This is a genomic window from Shewanella sp. 10N.261.52.F9, assembly GCF_041471165.1.
Taxonomy (GTDB): domain Bacteria; phylum Pseudomonadota; class Gammaproteobacteria; order Enterobacterales; family Shewanellaceae; genus Shewanella; species Shewanella marinintestina.
The window spans coordinates 114,235-131,984 of record NZ_JBFRNX010000017.1; the positions used below are offsets into that span (position 1 = coordinate 114,235).

The 17,750-nt window shown below is 40.5% G+C and carries 11 protein-coding genes and 1 pseudogene; 3 read left to right on the forward strand and 9 right to left on the reverse strand.

The annotated features are described in order from the left end of the window. Positions 1-179: 179 nt before the first annotated feature. Genes AB4298_RS12795 through AB4298_RS12805 form a run of 3 tightly spaced genes read right to left on the reverse strand, consistent with a single transcriptional unit; the run spans position 180 to position 4,410 of the window. Positions 180-2,123, reverse strand: coding sequence for a hypothetical protein (locus tag AB4298_RS12795; protein WP_371987014.1), 1,944 nt, complete (start codon positions 2,121-2,123; stop codon positions 180-182). After that, positions 2,120-2,788, reverse strand: a complete 669-nt coding sequence (locus AB4298_RS12800) for a hypothetical protein (RefSeq protein WP_371987016.1) — start codon at positions 2,786-2,788, stop codon at positions 2,120-2,122. The genes AB4298_RS12795 and AB4298_RS12800 overlap by 4 nt, the downstream gene beginning before the upstream one ends. Positions 2,789-2,790: 2 nt before the next feature. Beyond that, complete coding sequence (locus AB4298_RS12805) at positions 2,791-4,410, reverse strand: VPA1262 family N-terminal domain-containing protein (RefSeq protein WP_371987018.1); 1,620 nt, start codon at positions 4,408-4,410, stop codon at positions 2,791-2,793. A gap of 1,363 nt (positions 4,411-5,773) precedes the next feature. On the opposite strand from AB4298_RS12805, the pseudogene yfbR reads away from it, so the two are divergent. After that, positions 5,774-6,139: pseudogene (gene yfbR, locus AB4298_RS12810) on the forward strand (5'-deoxynucleotidase); the annotation flags it as partial. Positions 6,140-6,157: 18 nt separating this feature from the next. Then, positions 6,158-7,492 carry an anti-phage deoxyguanosine triphosphatase gene (locus AB4298_RS12815; protein WP_371987019.1) on the forward strand — a complete coding sequence of 445 codons (1,335 nt, stop codon included), beginning with the start codon at positions 6,158-6,160 and terminating at the stop codon, positions 7,490-7,492. An 89-nt stretch (positions 7,493-7,581) separates the two neighbouring features. Here the strand turns inward: AB4298_RS12815 and AB4298_RS12820 are convergent, their stop codons facing one another. Then, positions 7,582-8,205 (reverse strand): YchE family NAAT transporter, encoded by a 624-nt coding sequence (locus AB4298_RS12820; protein WP_248997193.1) that lies wholly within the window; start codon positions 8,203-8,205, stop codon positions 7,582-7,584. A gap of 329 nt (positions 8,206-8,534) precedes the next feature. Between AB4298_RS12820 and adhE the strand changes: the two genes are divergently transcribed. After that, positions 8,535-11,150 (forward strand): bifunctional acetaldehyde-CoA/alcohol dehydrogenase, encoded by a 2,616-nt coding sequence (gene adhE / locus AB4298_RS12825; RefSeq protein ID WP_371987020.1) that lies wholly within the window; start codon positions 8,535-8,537, stop codon positions 11,148-11,150. 123 nt (positions 11,151-11,273) lie between these two features. Here adhE and AB4298_RS12830 read toward each other — a convergent pair whose 3' ends face one another. The 5 genes from AB4298_RS12830 to AB4298_RS12850 form a co-directional block, all read right to left on the reverse strand. Beyond that, positions 11,274-11,729, reverse strand: coding sequence for a ribosomal maturation YjgA family protein (locus AB4298_RS12830; protein WP_371987022.1), 456 nt, complete (start codon positions 11,727-11,729; stop codon positions 11,274-11,276). After that, positions 11,716-13,113, reverse strand: coding sequence for a cell envelope integrity protein CreD (creD, locus tag AB4298_RS12835; protein WP_371987024.1), 1,398 nt, complete (start codon positions 13,111-13,113; stop codon positions 11,716-11,718). The genes AB4298_RS12830 and creD overlap by 14 nt, the downstream gene beginning before the upstream one ends. A gap of 73 nt (positions 13,114-13,186) precedes the next feature. Next, positions 13,187-14,659: a two-component system sensor histidine kinase CreC gene (gene creC / locus AB4298_RS12840; RefSeq protein WP_371987026.1), complete on the reverse strand. Its 1,473-nt coding sequence runs from the start codon at positions 14,657-14,659 to the stop codon at positions 13,187-13,189. After that, positions 14,656-15,384 (reverse strand): response regulator, encoded by a 729-nt coding sequence (locus AB4298_RS12845; protein WP_371987028.1) that lies wholly within the window; start codon positions 15,382-15,384, stop codon positions 14,656-14,658. Before AB4298_RS12845 ends, creC begins: the two co-directional genes overlap by 4 nt. Before the next feature lie 913 nt (positions 15,385-16,297). Continuing rightward, positions 16,298-17,750, reverse strand: a 1,453-nt coding sequence (locus tag AB4298_RS12850) for an RCC1 domain-containing protein (RefSeq protein ID WP_371987030.1), incomplete at its 5' end; no start/stop codon positions are given.

Consider the following 17,750-nt stretch of genomic DNA (forward strand, 5'->3'; position numbering starts at 1 on the left):
TTCTATTCAACCTCTCATTTCCAAAGTCTCTAACAAAGAAATACCCCATTACGTATTTGGAGTGACTACTATCTTGTTATATCTATCCTTCGCTTATCCCAAATAATTTAATACTGTATAAAAATTAGTACTAAATCTGACAGCTACGGTTGCACAGTAGCTGTCAGATTAGAGTTGAATTAGAATAACTTACTAAACTCGTCAATAGTTTTTGAGTTTATTCTAAATTTCTTATCACTAGCATTTTTCACAAGCTCAATATCATTAACAAGGTCGATAATCTTTTGCATTGGTAGGTCAATTCTATCTACCAATTTATTTTGATATATCAATGTGTTTTCAATAACTCTCCAAAAAAATACGACATCATAGGTTGATTGCTTAACCAAATCTGAAAATGATGGAGTATCTTGCAAATTAAAAATTGCTATGTTTCCAACGCCTGACTCCCAATGTAAACGTCTAATAATCAAGCTAAGTAAAGCATCTTCCCATTTGTCTATATCAATGAAATAGTTAATTTCTCTCATTTCATTAGCGGCTTTCAACAGCGCACGATATAAGTCGAGAATTTCATCTTTACTGATACCCCCGTCATCAATATACCTCTGAGCCATCTGATCTAAAATGGCCAGACCAACAGTAAAACCAAGTAAAATCAAACGTATAGCTTCAGTACTACCTTTATATCTGTCAACTCTACTATCTTGACAATCTCCATACTCAACAATTTCCCTCAATAATCTTGTGTTATTCCATAATCTAATCCAATTTGAGCTCGGGGAGTTAGACATCGCAATCGAATATGCTAGTAAGTGAGTTGAATTGTTTGGAATTTCTTGCGAATTCATGTTGAATAATCGCGAGCTTTCGATTAGTTGTGCGCCTTTATCATCATTCCAACTATCAAAATCTAGGCTCCACTCGTCAATAAAGTCACTACATTCTTGTTGGGTAATAAAGCCATTGTATGAATGTAAGGCGAGTACAGCTCTATATACCCAACGCTCCCAAACTGGGATTGACTCAGACGATAACTGAAAGTTGGAGCTTAGTTGGATTGATTGGCCAATTGCCTTTAGTAGTGAATTGTTTCTATAAGATACAGACGTTACATTATCTTGATCATCGCTGCCAGATATCATGAGCTCATGCATTAGCCAAGTAGACCAGCGTGCAAATAATGGATGTGAGTCCTCTCTTTGTGCTAACAATGTAATAATAGGAGAATTTAATTCATCTATTTCATTTTTTGCTTTGGCTTCATCTTCGGGTGATAAGTTACTATGAGGCAGTCCGTATACTGCTTGCTGAATTCCTTTAAGTGCATATACTAGAAGCAAAGGCATGAGGACAGAGCCATTCCACTCTCCATCTTTTTCAAATGAAAGCGGAGCTAATTTTACGATTTCTTCCCAACAAGAGTAGCTATTATCAACTCCAATAGCGAAAAGGCAAACATCAACAAGATAGGGGTTCTCGAATTTAGATATCCTTTGAATAAACTGTTCATTATCTAGTGTTTTAAGTACAGAAAATACTACCAACTCACCACTATATGACCAAGAATCGAATCCTCTCAGTCCCCGCCAAATCTCTGTCAACTTTTCGGATGTTTCTTCCCAAAATAGTAATGCATTCTCTAAAGTACCTCTATGTCTCTCGGAAATTATTCTTCTATCATTTTCTTCTAAAGCATTTATAACCTTATCGGATAGTGCTATAAATGAGCATTTATCTTCAGGGTGGATTTCAGTATGTACTAAGATCGATTCTTCAAGCCAAAATTTAATGTTGTTAGAGTTATAGAATATTTTCTTTATGTTTAACCAAGTATTTAAAGTTGGAGATTTAACAATAGCTAAAACACATATCCATGTAGAAATTAGATCCACTTTATCTTCTGTATTATAATTAACATCTACATCAATAATGCTAGACTTCACCCCTGAATGTAGCTCATTATACTCAACTCCAGATTTAATAATTAAGTCAGCTAATAAATCGAGTCTTTCTTCAAGCTCTTTCTCGTAATTATCTATAAAAAAGATTAAATCTTTTCTTAGGTTTAAAAATTCATCTTGATATTTTTTGTTTTTTTCATTGGGCCATTGTGTTGTCATTTTTTACCTACTGCACCTTCAGCTGACCATACTAAATTAAAGAACTCTATTGCGCCATGTTCACTTGCGTCCCACCCTCTTGAGGCTGCACTGACTTGGGAATGGAACCCTCCGACCGTAGCACCAAAATGCCAGAGTTCATCATCTATAATGGCAAAACGGTCATGTATGTGGTCAAAGTTTGTTGTTAGGTTAAACTTAATATCAATATTACATTTCTCTTGGCCCTTAACTCTGAATCCATTGAGTAATAGAGCATGTTCTTTAAACTGTATCAATATATCATCATCAACATTCTTATTTGTAATAGTGTTATGTGACTTTGTGATTATTTTTATATCATAAGCGTCTAAAGTCTCATGTAATTGGTCAATTACAAATTTTATTCTATCTTGTCTACTGCCTTTGTTTTTTTCAGGGTTAAAGAAATAAGGATCAATAATCCATAGTCTTTCTTGTGCACTAGAAAATGTAGCCCAAAATGTTTGTAGAGGGTTGATTTTTTCAGCATGTTTTCTTGAAATTATGGCTTTCATTTCTGGAAACTTACTTAGATCCCCATTCCTTAAATTTCCAAATCCTTGTTGTGCAGACCAAAGAATTTCTTTTTCAGGTTTAGTAACTTTTTGTACAGAGCTGATTTTGGGAGCAACTTTATTAAACACAGTTATTCTCCAGATACATTTTCAAACTTTTTCCTATAATCACAAAACCTTTCTGACTTGTTATGAAAATCCTTTAATGCAGAGAGTACTTCATCTGGGTTAGGGAGCTTGATTACCATTGACGCTCTAGTTCCTAAAGTGTTAAGCGAGTTACCCATAAACCAAACATCATCATCAACAACTAAGAATCTATCGTGTAGTTCGGGCGATTTTCCAGCTAGTACCATCACTTCAAAGTCAGTGTTACCTTGTTCCTTGATACGCTCCATTTCGAATTGAAACTGTTGTATTTTCTCTTTCAAAATTGTTGATGGAGCATTGCTTTCCTTATCTTCATCACTTGCTGGCATACCGTGTTCAAAAGCTAGCCGAGACGTTAATAGTTCAATTTTCACATCATTACTAGTTATAGCAAGCAGGAACTGAGGAATCTGAAGAATTCCAAAATAAGGATCTGCAATAATAATTCTGTTTTCTGCTCTACTAATTCTATGGCGAATAAATGCCATTGCTTCTTCGCGTGCGCCTTTTCCAAACCATTTTTGATCGAGTCTCTCCGCTTCTGATAGCCTCTCGCGTGCTCTGGCCGAACTGCCAACTCGTACGTTTACATTTGGTGGGATATGTTTATAACCATATCTCGAATTACTTCTTGAAGTTCTATTTACTTCGTAATCAATCATGCTTGCTTTCTTAGATTCTCCTATAGGTACTCGTACTTTCCTTGTCTCTCCAACTACGCCTATACCTAGGTTTAAAGCTCTTAGGAATCCTGAAGGTTGGTGGTACGTTAAAATTCCGTGAATAGGGTGAGTCACGGCATACCCATATTTACCAATACAACTACCCTTATTGACTTTTAAAATTCCATTTTCTGGGATATCGTGTACTTCAAAGCTAGAGAGTAAGTTCGCTCGCTCGTCAAATGTTATGATCTTCACCCCCTCAAGAGTTTGCCCAACTCTTGGTACGAATCTGTAAAAGATATATTCATCGTTGTTATCATCTCCTCTAGGTATGAGGAAGTTATCGATTTTGCTTATGACGGGGTCAGGAACGAGTAATACAACACTACCCAAATACTCTTGATATGAGTTGAGATTGACGTGTAACCTTCTGGCTAGAAACGCCAACGCACCGTTATCGTTCAACAGGCTTTCGAAACCTTGGTTATCACCAAACCTACGGTGAACTCTCGAAGATGTATTCCCAATAAAAGGAGCAGGCTCTACAGTCTCCAAACTTGAAAATAGACCATTGCCGTAAGGTAGCCCTAAATTTGGCCAAATAGGGTCATCAATCAGCTTTGAGCTTCTGATTTGTAGTCCATCAAGTTTTGGGTCACTATCTGAACTACATGAAGGAACGGGGGTTAGTGGGGTTTCGTCTATGGTTCTGTACCATCGTACTGCATCTTCAGCGGTAAGGACCGTTCGTCTAAAGTATAGAGTTCCTCCATTCCTCGGGAGCTGGTGAATGTCAACCCCATTCATTAACTCGGGTTTTGCTCTTCCTTTGGGTAGTAGTTTCACTGTTGCAAACAGTAGTCGTTGGTCAAGTGTAGCTAGTCGAATTTCTGCCCACTCAAAGTCTTGTAAAAACTGGGTATCACGGTTTGTCATATATCACCAAAACAATTTGAAACATACTAAGCATCAGGATACATGAGGCTACACTTGAATAACGACACATATCTGTTCAGTAATTAGGCCATTAAAAGTTGATTTAGACAGTTTAATATTAAAATCACGCTGTTGCTAAGTCATCAACTCAAAGCCAAAATAAACATATGGAGATATTAGCACAACCTATTGAATTTTATAATAGAATAAGTATTTATTTACTTTTATTAGAGTGCTTTTATGTCAAGACTTTTAACGACCCTTCTTCTCTATCTCTAATCACTGCTCACATGCATACTAAAGAATATGTTGGCGATTAGTTATTTGTGTTTCGCCTAAGTTCAAACTAATTGTCAATTAGTTTTACGGTTCTTCATGCTTAAATTAAGTTATTTGCAACTCATAAATGTCCAAAAGATTGCTAGAAACTGATCAATCTTTATGTGATAACAATCTTTATTGTCGTTTTCCAGACTCCACGAGTCGAAATAAAGAGCAAAAAACGCTCAAACTTTATTGTCTGCCGACAGCAACACTGAATATGAATTGCGTGAATTTGCAAACAAACACAACTCTGAAACAACAACAGACGCGTTGAAATACGAGTTGCACACACTGATATTGCAACAGAATGAGGACCACTGGAAAACAGTCAAAACTAGGTAAACGTTAACACATATAGCATTAGACATAAGATGCATGAAACACATAATCGTCAAATCACATCGTACACTCGCTCATTCACTGCATTCAATAAACTGAAGAAAAGATTACATTGTAATTGTTAACTGGCGATATTCATTTAAAACTTAATATTGTCTAATTTAAATAATGCCATATTAAATTTGTGTATCAGAGACTTATTCCCCAAAAAAGCATGGCGCAGTGCTTGTCAAGCTCAACAAGATTCAAAATAACGAACTGTATCTTTTTTTAGTGCATGATGTACAAGCTGTCACGACTAATAGCAATTCAAACGAACTGACTAACACTCGCATCTTTACGGCGCAGTAGTTTTCACAATGGTTTGTTTTCGCTACGTTAGCAGCGAGGAGCAAAATTATCTTTGAACCAATCCGTACTCCTTCTAGTATAAGTGAACTAGAACGCCGTTGTTTTATTAGCCAAATTGTTATACGTTGATATTGTGCATATTGGTTGATATATAAGTTTGGAATACTAGTGGCACATGTTTACACTAGTCTAATATAGCTGTGACACATGTTTACATCACCCTGCTTTGTGACACTGGTTACAGTAGAGTTGTTAAATAAGCAAGTTAAATCTGCGGGAAAGTCTTTATTTATGGTATACAGCCCCGCCCCCCCTGATATGTGACACAAATAAAATACGAAATAAGCAAGACCTCCCCACTCCTGTTAAATATTTCAATAAAGAGATAGAGGCTGAATATAAGAAAATTGAAGCCATTGCCGAACAACGACTACTTGAGATGGTGCCAGAAGAATTTAGAGAGGATTATCAGGCGCTACTCACTAGCGAGTACGCCGATGTCGAATATAAAGCCTTGGTTAAGTCAGCGGATACCCTTTGTGCGTACCTGAAATGTTTAGAAGAAAAGCGTGCAGGCAATACTGAATTTAACACAGCACAAAAACGCTTGGAGCAAAGACTCAAGAGCGATCCAAACCCAGCGGTAAACTATTTTATCGAGTGTTTTATTCCCAGCTTTACCCTTGATTTAGACGATATTAATAAGCTGCTTTAAGCCATTAAAGGAATGTATATGACAGACGCAGTTTGGAATGAAAGACGCTTAGGCGAAGACAAACAAAGGCGTAACGATCATCGTAGCCCCTACCAACGTGATAGAGCTCGAATATTACATTCTGCTGCTTTTCGCCGTCTGCAGGCTAAAACCCAAGTGCTCGGTGTCGGCATGAATGATTTTTATCGAACCCGCCTAACCCATTCACTAGAAGTGTCACAAATCGGTACTGGCATATGTGCCCAAATTAAACAAAAACAGCCTGAGTACAATGCGCTTCTTGATTCAATGAGCCTTATCGAATCTCTGTGTCTTGCCCATGATATCGGTCATCCACCTTTTGGTCACGGTGGCGAAATAGCGCTTAACTATATGATGCGCGATAAAGGCGGTTTTGAAGGCAATGGACAAACATTTCGTATATTAACTCGGTTAGAACCCTACACTGAGTTTTATGGTATGAACTTATGCCGTAGAACATTGCTTGGGATCTTAAAGTATCCCGCCCCTTTCAGTGCTCTCTTTAGCCGCCAAAAACAGCCGGCAGTAGCCAACTTTAGGCAATTAAAGCCGGGTGATTGGCTCCCTGTAAAAGGGCTTTTTGATGATGACATTGAAATTTTAGATTGGGTGCTTGCGCCTTTATCTGAAAATGATCGAGCACTGTTCTTATCGAGCCATGAAGTGGAAGGTGTTAAACACAAACGTACCCGCTATAAATCATTAGATTGTTCAATCATGGAATTAGCGGATGATATTGCCTATGCGGTACACGATCTTGAAGATGCTATTGTAATGGGCATTGTTAATGAGGCGCAGTGGCGTACTGATGTCACCCTAACCTTACTAGAAACACAAGACGACTGGTTAAAGAACGAGTTCAGCACCATCAGCGAAAGGTTGTTTTCCAGCAAACATCATCAGCGCAAAGATGCAATAGGCACACTGGTAAATGGTTTTGTAACTGCGATATCTATTCAAGAAAACCCTTTGTTTGAAGAGCCCCTATTAAGATATAACGCAGCCCTAGAACCCGCTTTTGCAGAAGCGCTCAATGTGCTTAAGCAATTCGTTTATAAGTATGTGATCCGCAAACCTGAAATACAAATGGTCGAGTATAAAGGGCAACAAATAGTGATGGAGTTATTTGAAGCTTTTATCTCAGATCCTGAGCGCTTATTACCGCTCAATACTCGCGAACGTTGGCTCGCCAGTGAGCAAGCAGGCGAAAACAGCTATCGCGTTATTGCCGACTATATCTCCGGTATGACAGATGAATTTGCCGCTAGATTGCATCAACATCTTTTTAGTGCCAAATCAGCCTCTATGATGGAGCTTAATTGCGAGTTCTAATGGGCTCATTTTAATAAAACTAAAAAAGGCACTCGTTTGAGTGCCTTTTTTCTTTGCTATCAAGCAGTAATCTAATCAGTACAAGTTAGTTATCCAGGGAAGAAGCCTTTTACACCGGCTGCAATCACTTCGATACCGATAGACAGCATCAATAGACCCATTAAACGGGTGATCACGTTAATGCCTGTGTTGCCTAAGATCTTAAAGATAATTGGCGCCATTCTAAATAAAGTAAAACTAAGCAGTCCAAACAAGATCACTGTAATTGACATGCCAATTAAGTTTTCAAAGCTATTATGCTCAGCAGCTGAAACGATAACCGAACTAATTGCACCAGGACCAGCCATTAACGGCAAGGCTAATGGTACAACCGCAACAGATTCCATGCCCGAGGCTTCACGGTCTTCTTCTTTGTTGCGTTTTACTTCACCTAACTTACCTTGCAACATCGACATCGCAATAATTGCGATAAGCGTACCGCCTGCAATTCTAAAAGCCGACAGCGAGATGCTAAACATGTTCAAGATATGCTGGCCAGCAAATATCGTTACCAACAAAATCACTACCACAGCAAAGTTTGCAACTTTACCCGTATGGTTACGCTCAGCTTCGGTCTGATGACTGGTTAAGCTCACAAAAACCGGTAACAATCCAAATGGATTAATTATCGCAATTAAGCCGAGAAAAAATTTAACGTAGAGTGTTAAATCCAACGTCTTACCCTCAACGCGCCCAAGGCGTTATTTGTTCATTAAAAATGTGGCGCTACTCTAACTCATGACCCTTAAAACCAAAAATGAGATTTTCTATCCTAAATCACAACTTTGAATAATAGTTTTGCTGCACTCGCTTTACATTGACGTTAAACCGCAACATCCTTAAGTTATACTCGTTATAAAATTACAGTTCTCGTTGAAAATGTGGCCTTAGTCACTGCAGAATGACCTTGATAAGTGTAATTTTTATTCATAAAGTGAAGTCTAGAGCACCGGAGAATATTTAGCCAAGCGCGGTTTGGCTAAATTTTTTCAGGATTGCGATTATGACAATATCAAATGAGCAAGAACTCAACCTGCTGATAGAGAGAGTAAAGGCTGCCCAGCAAATATTTGCCAATTACTCTCAACAACAAGTCGACACCATTTTTCGCGCTGCAGCACTCGCCGCTGCGGACGCACGCATAGCATTAGCAAAAGTCGCTGCCAATGAAACCCGCATGGGCGTGATAGAAGATAAAGTGATTAAGAACCACTTTGCCTCTGAGTATATTTACAATAAATATAAAGATGAAAAGACCTGCGGTATTCTTGCTGAAGACCCTACTTTTGGTACGATTACCATCGCCGAACCCGTTGGCATCATTTGCGGTATTGTTCCTACAACCAATCCAACATCGACTGCAATATTTAAAGCGCTGATTAGCCTTAAAACCCGTAACGGCATTATATTCTCGCCCCACCCAAGGGCAAAAGAATCAACCACTATGGCTGCACGCATTGTGCTTGAAGCTGCAGTTGCAGCAGGCTCACCCAAAGATATTATTGGTTGGATTGATGAACCTTCAGTCGCGCTTTCAAATCAGTTAATGACCCACAATGACATTAACCTGATCTTAGCAACGGGTGGTCCAGGTATGGTTAAAGCCGCCTACTCTTCAGGTAAACCTGCCATTGGAGTTGGCGCCGGTAATACACCGATTGTCATTGATGAAACCGCCGATATTAAACGCGCAGTGAGCTCAATATTGATGTCAAAAACCTTCGATAACGGGGTGGTTTGTGCCTCTGAGCAAGCCGTTGTGGTGGTTGATGAGATCTACCATATTGTAAAACAGCGCTTTGCCAGCCATGGCGGCTACGTTTTAAATGCTGCCGAAACCAAAGCGATGCAGTCTGTCATTTTAAAAGATGGCGGACTAAATGCAGACATCGTCGGCCAGAGTGCAGCTAAAATAGCTGAAATGGCAGGAATAACCGTCCATCGCTCGACCAAAGTTTTGATAGGCGAAGTGACTGATATCGATAACGCAGAAGCTTTTGCTCATGAAAAACTGTCCCCACTACTTGCAATGTATCGCGCCAGTGATTTTGAAGATGCGGTCGATAAAGCTGAAGCACTGGTGACCTTAGGCGGTATTGGCCATACCTCAGGTTTGTACACCGACCAAGATACCCAAACAGACAGAGTTAAAGCATTTGGCTTTAGAATGAAAACCGCCAGAATCTTAATTAATACGCCTGCATCTCAGGGCGGTATTGGCGATTTGTATAACTTTAAGTTAGCGCCGTCGCTCACTTTAGGCTGTGGTTCATGGGGTGGTAACTCAATTTCTGAAAATGTCGGCCCAAGTCATCTTATCAACAAGAAGACCGTCGCTAAGCGAGCTGAAAATATGTTGTGGCATAAACTTCCCTCTTCTATTTACTTCCGTCGTGGCAGCTTACCTATCGCACTTGAAGAGTTAAGCGATAAAAAACGGGCGCTAATCGTTACTGATAAATACTTGTTCAATAATGGTTACTGTGACGAAACCATTAAAATCCTCAAGTCCCAAGGGTTAGAGACTGAAGTCTTTTATGAAGTTGAAGCCGACCCAACCATGCACATTGTTAAGCAAGGCGCTAAAGTGGCACACAGCTTTCAACCGGATGTGATTATTGCCCTTGGCGGTGGCTCACCTATGGACGCGGCAAAAATCATCTGGGTTATGTATGAACACCCCGATGTTGATTTTGCCGATTTAGCACTGCGCTTTATGGATATCACTAAGCGGATTTATAAGTTTCCAAAGCTTGGCCGTAAAGCCAAAATGGTGGCGATCCCAACGACCTCAGGAACAGGCTCAGAGGTAACGCCATTTGCAGTGGTCACAGACGAACAAACCGGCATGAAGTACCCTATCGCCGACTATGAGTTGACGCCAAACATGGCCATTGTCGACCCAAATCTAGTGATGGACATGCCAAAGTCACTGACCGCTTTTGGCGGCATTGATGCTGTCACTCATGCATTAGAAGCCTATGTGAGCGTAATGGCTAACGAATATAGTGATGGACAGGCGCTGCAAGCGCTAGACTTGTTATTTACCCACTTGCCCGATGCCTATGAGCATGGTGCTAATGCACCTGTCGCGAGAGAAAAGGTTCATAACGGCGCAACCATTGCGGGTATCGCATTTGCTAATGCCTTTTTAGGTATTTGCCACTCAATGGCACACAAGCTGGGGGCTGAGTTTCACCTCGCTCATGGTTTAGCCAATGCTCTACTGATCAGCAATGTGATCCGCTTTAACGCAACAGACATGCCGACCAAGCAGGCCGCATTTAGTCAATATGATAGACCGAAAGCACTTTGCCGCTACGCAAAGATTGCTGAATATTTAAAACTGGAAGACGCGATAGGCGAAGGCATTACTGATGAAGAAAAAGTCGAAGCGCTCATTAAAAAAATTGATGAGCTCAAGGAGACGATTGGCATTCCATGCTCAATCCAAGCAGCGGGGGTCAACGAGGCCGATTTTATTGCCAAACTCGACGAGTTAGCTGAAGATGCTTTCGATGACCAATGCACCGGAGCCAATCCTAGATACCCGCTCATTGCCGAGCTTAAGCAAGTCTTGTTAGCAAGCTACTATGGCAATGATTACCGCGATGAGTAGTCCTCTGCAAACCTAATTGAATTGCTTCTTAAGCAGATAAAACCTAGCCAATATTGGCTAGGTTTTATCTTTATACTGATGAGTACTATCAGTTTTTTACCGCTCAGCTTTTGCGCACTGTGTTTAGCGACAAGTTTTGGCAGTAACTCTCCGGTTTAATAGCCGCTCAATAACCACACATAAAACAGCCCCTGTTATGTAAGCGATTAAGTCTAGCCAATCAAAGGTTGCGCCCATAATGGTACCTATTACAGAGCCAGGTTCTATCCCAAGTAACTTAGGTACTTTAATGTATTGGGCAAACTCAACACTAAAAGCTATTGATAACGCCATCAAGATTAACGTTCGTGTCGTAAACCTTAAAAAGCTCGCCAGTAAATAATATAACCACACCACGACCAGCACATCTCCGAGTATCGGTCTAATAAACGTGTCGCGAACAAAGAGTGCAATAAAGACCAGCACGAATAACAGGCTCAAGCTTATTAATGCCTTTACAGGGCTGACCCCAAAGTAACACTCTCTCGCCGCGAGCGGTTTATCATTTATTTTGCCAACCAGCATCTTATTGACCGTCATTCTCAAGCTCCGGCGGAACGTCTTTGTTTATAACTGAGTGGTCTGCGTTTTTTGCATACCAATCAATATGTCGAGTCAGTAGCATCAACAAACTCAAAATTGCAAAGCACAATAGACTTCCCATCAACAAGGCATAGCTTTCAGCTTGTAGCAATCCAAACAACAAGCCATAAAGTCCCATTAAGCAGAGCCCAAACAGCTTGCCCTGTTTTGGGTTTGCCAACATTCCGCCGACATAAATACTCAACAAAACTGTTGAGGCGATAGCTGACAAAATATAAGCCCAATTAAAGCCTGTGTGCTCACTGAAAGAGATCAGTAATAGATAAAACAAGGCTAACGCTAAGCCTACAAAACCATATTGTACTGGGTGCATTAGGCGAGCTTGAAACAGCTCAAGTAGGAAGAAGCTGGCAAACACTAAAGTAATAACCAACAATGAATAATTTACAGCGCGATGGGATTTAAGGTAATGATCAACCGGCTCAATTAAATCAACGCCCATTTGCCGACGGTCTAGTTCTGCACAACGACCAGAATCAATCATACAACGTTCAAACAGTTGGCTAATATTTGAAGAAAAGTTGTTACTAGCCCATTGCGCGTTAAAGCCTTTATCAGAAATGTCAGATGAAATGGGTAAAAAATCCCCCGTAAAACTCGGATGCGGCCAAAGAGAATTCATTTCAACATTTGAAACTTTACCAATCGGAGTAACTTGTATCGACTCCATTCCTTGCAATAAGAAATTAAAATCAAACGTTAACGGCTGCAGCTTAATATCGGCAGAACCGTTGTTAGAAGTACTATCTTTCCATGCTAACAACTGAGTAAAGTCAAGATTGGTATGAAATCCTTGGGCAAATTGATTGAGTCCTGTGCCTGGCTGGATTTCAATACTTTTTCCATCCAGTGTCATTTTATTGAGTTTGATTAGGCCCCGGCTATCACTAACCCCAACAACCATAGACACACTGTTTATCTTATCTCGGCCAATCTGTGTTAAAGGGCTTAAGTCAAACGTACCCGTTAGCCAACTATCTGCTTTATAAAGGCGCGCTTGATAGATCCCCCGATATTTAGCATAGCTTTCCAGATCAGCATTAAAATTAAAGGTTTCCGGTAAAATGTATTGACGGTGCTCAGTAAAGTACTGCTTACCTTCATGATTGACCATTTCAGTGTAATTAACGCTAATGAAAGGCCCGATAATCCTTTGTTCACCAGTGCTACTTCGCGCTATTTCGTTTCGCACCTCTTCTAATCGATATGAGCGCTCTGAGATCAAGTTACTCACCATAGATAAAGGGATCTGCAGCAATACAAAAAGCAAAAGTACAAATCCAAATTTCGCTACGGTCTGATTATTAAGTATATTTTTCAAAGGTAATTCTCCAACTGTTGATGACTGTATTTTAAAATCAACAGTTGGGGATTAAATGGAGCGAATATGGAGATTAGATGGAGTTTGCAGTCAAAGGCAATATAAGGGTGACTTTAACGCCTTGCGAGACATTTTCTATATTGAGTGTGCCATGATGCAACTTGACCACCTGCTCAACAAAATTAAGCCCTAAACCGGTACTTTTAATGCCAGTTTTACGCGGTAATGAGTAGAAACGTTCAATAATGCGCGCCATAGCGTAATCAGGAATATGCGGGCCGGTATTATAAATAGCTAACTGGAGTCCGTCCTTCACAGGTAATAGTGACCACTCAATAGTTCCGTTTGGTTCTACAAAATCTATTGCGTTATCCATCAAGTTAAACAGTGCTTGTTGAAATAAAAAGTTGTCTCCAAGTACTGAGGAATTGCTGAGTTTTTCCAGCGATAAGGCGCAATCAAATTGGCATACCACAGATTTAGTGACAAAACGCACTTCTGAAGCGAGATTAATTTGGTTAATCATATCGATAAGATTAATCGGCGCCAAAGAATCTAATTGTGGCCGTTTCTCTAAGCGGGCTAACTCTAGCAGTTTATCGATTAAAGACTGCATGCGGTCAGCTTCTCGCTCAATATTAGCCGAGAAACGGTGCACTTTATCGGTTGATAATGGTGTTTGCAGAATTTCGCTAGCACCTTTTATCGCAGACAGTGGGCTTTTAAGTTCATGGGTGAGCGTTTCAACATATTGCTCCACATACTTTTTACCATCTATTTGCTCGCGCATCTTTTCTAATGCATGACTTAAATTGGCATATTCGTAAAAAACGCGGAATGTCGGTTTAACCACTTTTTCACCACGGCCCATTTTATCAGCGTAATTTTCCAACTTATGTAGCGCTGAATGGATCCGCCACGAAAACAAAGCGCCCGCAATAAGTACTAGACCACTCATCAATACCATCCAATACAACACATTGCGTTTAGAGATATCAATATAGGGCTGTACTGAGCGGTTGGCTTTAGCCACTGTGACGCTGCCGATAATCGAATTGTTATGGTAGATGGGTGCTGCTACATGCATGACGGTTGATAAAGGATCATTGGGATCTTCCGTGGTACTGCGCGCACCGTATTGGCCTCGCAGGGTAAGGTACACATCATTCCATTGTGAATAGTCTTCGCCTACATCTTGTTGCCAAGAGTCTGCAATCACTATGCCGTTTTTATCGGTAATATAAATCCGGTGGTTGAGCGCTTTTTTACCCAGCTCCCATCTACGCGCTTGCGGCTCTCGCTGCCCGTAAGCCGCAAGTAACTTAGAGAACCGGCTTTCAGAAATCCGGTCATTGGCAACCTCTTCTTCTGCCAGAACGGCTAACAGGTTAGCCATATCGATAAGCGTCTCTTCCGTTGTTTGCCGAACCGTAGGCTTAAGCTCTTGTATAACAGTGGTGCTCACCATGTAAGCAGTGATCCCGACCAAGATAAAGTACAAAGAGAAGAGTCTTAGCCCTAATGGGATTTTTGGCCAGCGCATCATAGCGTTGGACTCTGTTTATAAAAATAGCCGAAACCACGTTTGGTTTGAATCGAATCAGCTAAAGCAAAAGGTTTGAGCTTTTGGCGGATCGCTTTGATATGTGAGTCGACATTGCGCTCATATGAAGCGGACGGCGCGATATCGGCAGCAATGAGCAGCTGTTCACGACTTAATACATTTGCACTGTGGCTAATTAACTTATCTAAGATCTTGAATTCAACTGCGGTTAAACCAAGCATTTGTCCATTAACACAATAATCAAAATTAGCTGATATTAAATGGCCTGTGTTTGTGCTTGGTTCTGTTGATTGCCCATCTATATCAATAACGGGAGTAACCACTTGACTTGTAAAAAAGGTCGGCTTTTTGATGCGTAACTTAATACGGGCAAGCATTTCACGTGGGCTAAATGGCTTAGTCACATAATCATCAGCGCCAATCTCTAATCCAACTACCCGGTCTATTTCATCATTTCTTGCGGTTAAAAAGATAATCGCCACGTCAGAAAATTCGCGTATGGTTTTACACAGCTCAAAACCGTTCACATCAGGCAGGCCAACATCAAGCACGACCAGTTCAACATTGTTGCCAGCAACATAGGCTAAACCTTGTTCACCTGTTGCAAACCAACAAACATTAAAACCATCCATTTCCAGTACATGAATGAGATTGTCTGCAATAGCTGGCTCGTCTTCAATAATGACTACCGTCGCTTTAGCACTCAATGAGTTAACCCTTTTAGATTATTTATGGGCAGCAAGCTTAACGTAGAGCGGGTGTATAAATCGACATATTAATCATATTGTTGAAGTCGATTTTGAAGTTGTAGATAGAGTTGAAGTCGTAAAAATGAAACAGACGCAGCGAAGAAGATAAAAATCGTTAAGCAAAGAAAAAATACAGACAACTTTTCGTGCGAAATAAAACATCAACTTAAGGTCAGTATCATAAGTGGGTCAAACTGAGTTTTTACGATTTCCCAACTCGATTTCAGCATTGTGTGCAAGTCATACTTGCAGTTAAAAATAAACAATAAAGCAATAGATAAAGCGTACAATAGTGTTTAAATTCCTATTGAGAGCTAAAAAAGCAGCCAATTAAACCTTAAACAATAATAGGCGATATAATTGATATCTTGTCCTATCCGTTTCAGTAATTAGTTTTAGCAACTTACAATACTTTAGTTTATCAATACCACTTATTCGTTCAGGCATCTCCTTGGTATATAACACCCACATTTCATTGAACTCTTCATAAAAATAAAGTCCAGTAACTTTTTCATTACTCATTTATAAATAACTCATCACTAACCTCCATACCATGTGAATTTAAACTAATCGTTGCTACCTTCACATAGCAGAGAAATTACTTCAGCAATTGTGCTGCTAACTTTTTATTGTCTAGACCGTTTATACTGATTGGTATTACGAATAGGACTGAAATATTTACTATGCTTGCAAATCTATCCAGACAGAAATTGAGCAAGTAATCACATTTAGTAAAAATTACGGTTATAGAGCGCATACACAAGCGAAAAAAAGCCACAAAAAATAAAATATTGTGGCTAGGTTGGAAAAGTTATGCTGTTAAATTTAGGGCATCAAGCTTTGAAGCAAAACTAAAGACCTCCCACTTTGTTTATTTTAGAGACAAATCTTTAAACACATTTTTCATTTGAGGTAATAGCTCTGCATCCACAGCACTGCTATCGCCGCCACCTGAAATATTGCCCCAAACAACAAGTGTGCCATCAGCTTTAAACGCAACAAACGCCCAGCTATTAGCAACAATGCTAGTGATATCTGATATATCACCTGGCAACGGATTATTCACAGAATTAATCGCATCGGTGCCAAATGAGTCACTGCCCCAAACCAGCACTGTGAGATCATCTTTTAGGCCCGCAAAAGCACCATTGTTTGCTGTAACTGATTGCATATTGATAAGGTCTGTCCGGTCGGTGCTTGCATCGCCGCCTCTTCCAGAATCTCCCCATGTAACAACAGTACCATCACTTTTTACTGCTGAAAATGATGCCTCTGTGCCGCTAATTTGTATTACATTCGTAAGTTGCGATTGAACGGAATGACTACTCCCACCTACAGCAGCTGTACCCCATGTAACAACAGTGCCATCCTCTTTTAATGCAGCAAAAGCCCCTTGTTTAGTCGCGCTAATTTTAACAACATCGACCAGCTCAGATTGAACTGAACTGCTGTCTCCACCATTCCACGAGTCTCCCCAAGTGACTACAGTACCATCAGCTTTTAAGGCCGCAAACGAAGAATTAGTTCCAACAATCTCTTTCACATCGGTTAACTCAGCTTGAACGGCGCTACTGTCACCACCGTAATCTTCATCGCCCCATGTAACAACTGTGCCATCAAACTTTATCGCAGCAAAGGTCAGCCGATTACCAACCACTTCTTTTACATTATCGAGCTCAGATTGCACAGCGCTGCTGTCGCCGCCCCAGTCCCCCCAAGTAACCACATTACCACTGTCAGTTACTGCGGCAAATCCAGTGTAAGTTGAAGCGATTGAGCGAATTGACGTCAGCTCAGCTGATACGCTGCTGCTATCACCACCGTATTCAGCACGGCCCCATGTTACAACGCTACCATCACTTTTTATTGCCGCAAATGATTGAGCATTTGAGGAGATTGCAACAATATCAGTAAGTTGAGCTTGTACGCTTTCACTATCCCCCCCTCCAACACTAGATCCCCAAGTCACTACGCCACCATGATTGAATAGGGCAGCAAACGCTGCTCCTTCTCCGCTAACACTTTTCACATAACTAGATGAAACAATAACTTTGCCCACGGTTGTTTTACAGGCATTGCCACCACTGACACCGGTATTGTTTACAGTGCAGTAGGCGTTTTTAGCGGTCACCGTAACACCAATATTATGCTCCTTCTCATCACCCACAAGCGTGTAGTACGCGCTGTTTTCCCCTACCGGCACACCATCAATGTCATACTGGTAATCGGTACGCGCTAGGTCGCAATCATTACAGGTCACGGTTGCTGTCATCACGCCTAATTCTTCAGTCAACGTTAAGTCTATTATGCTGGGCTTAACCGAA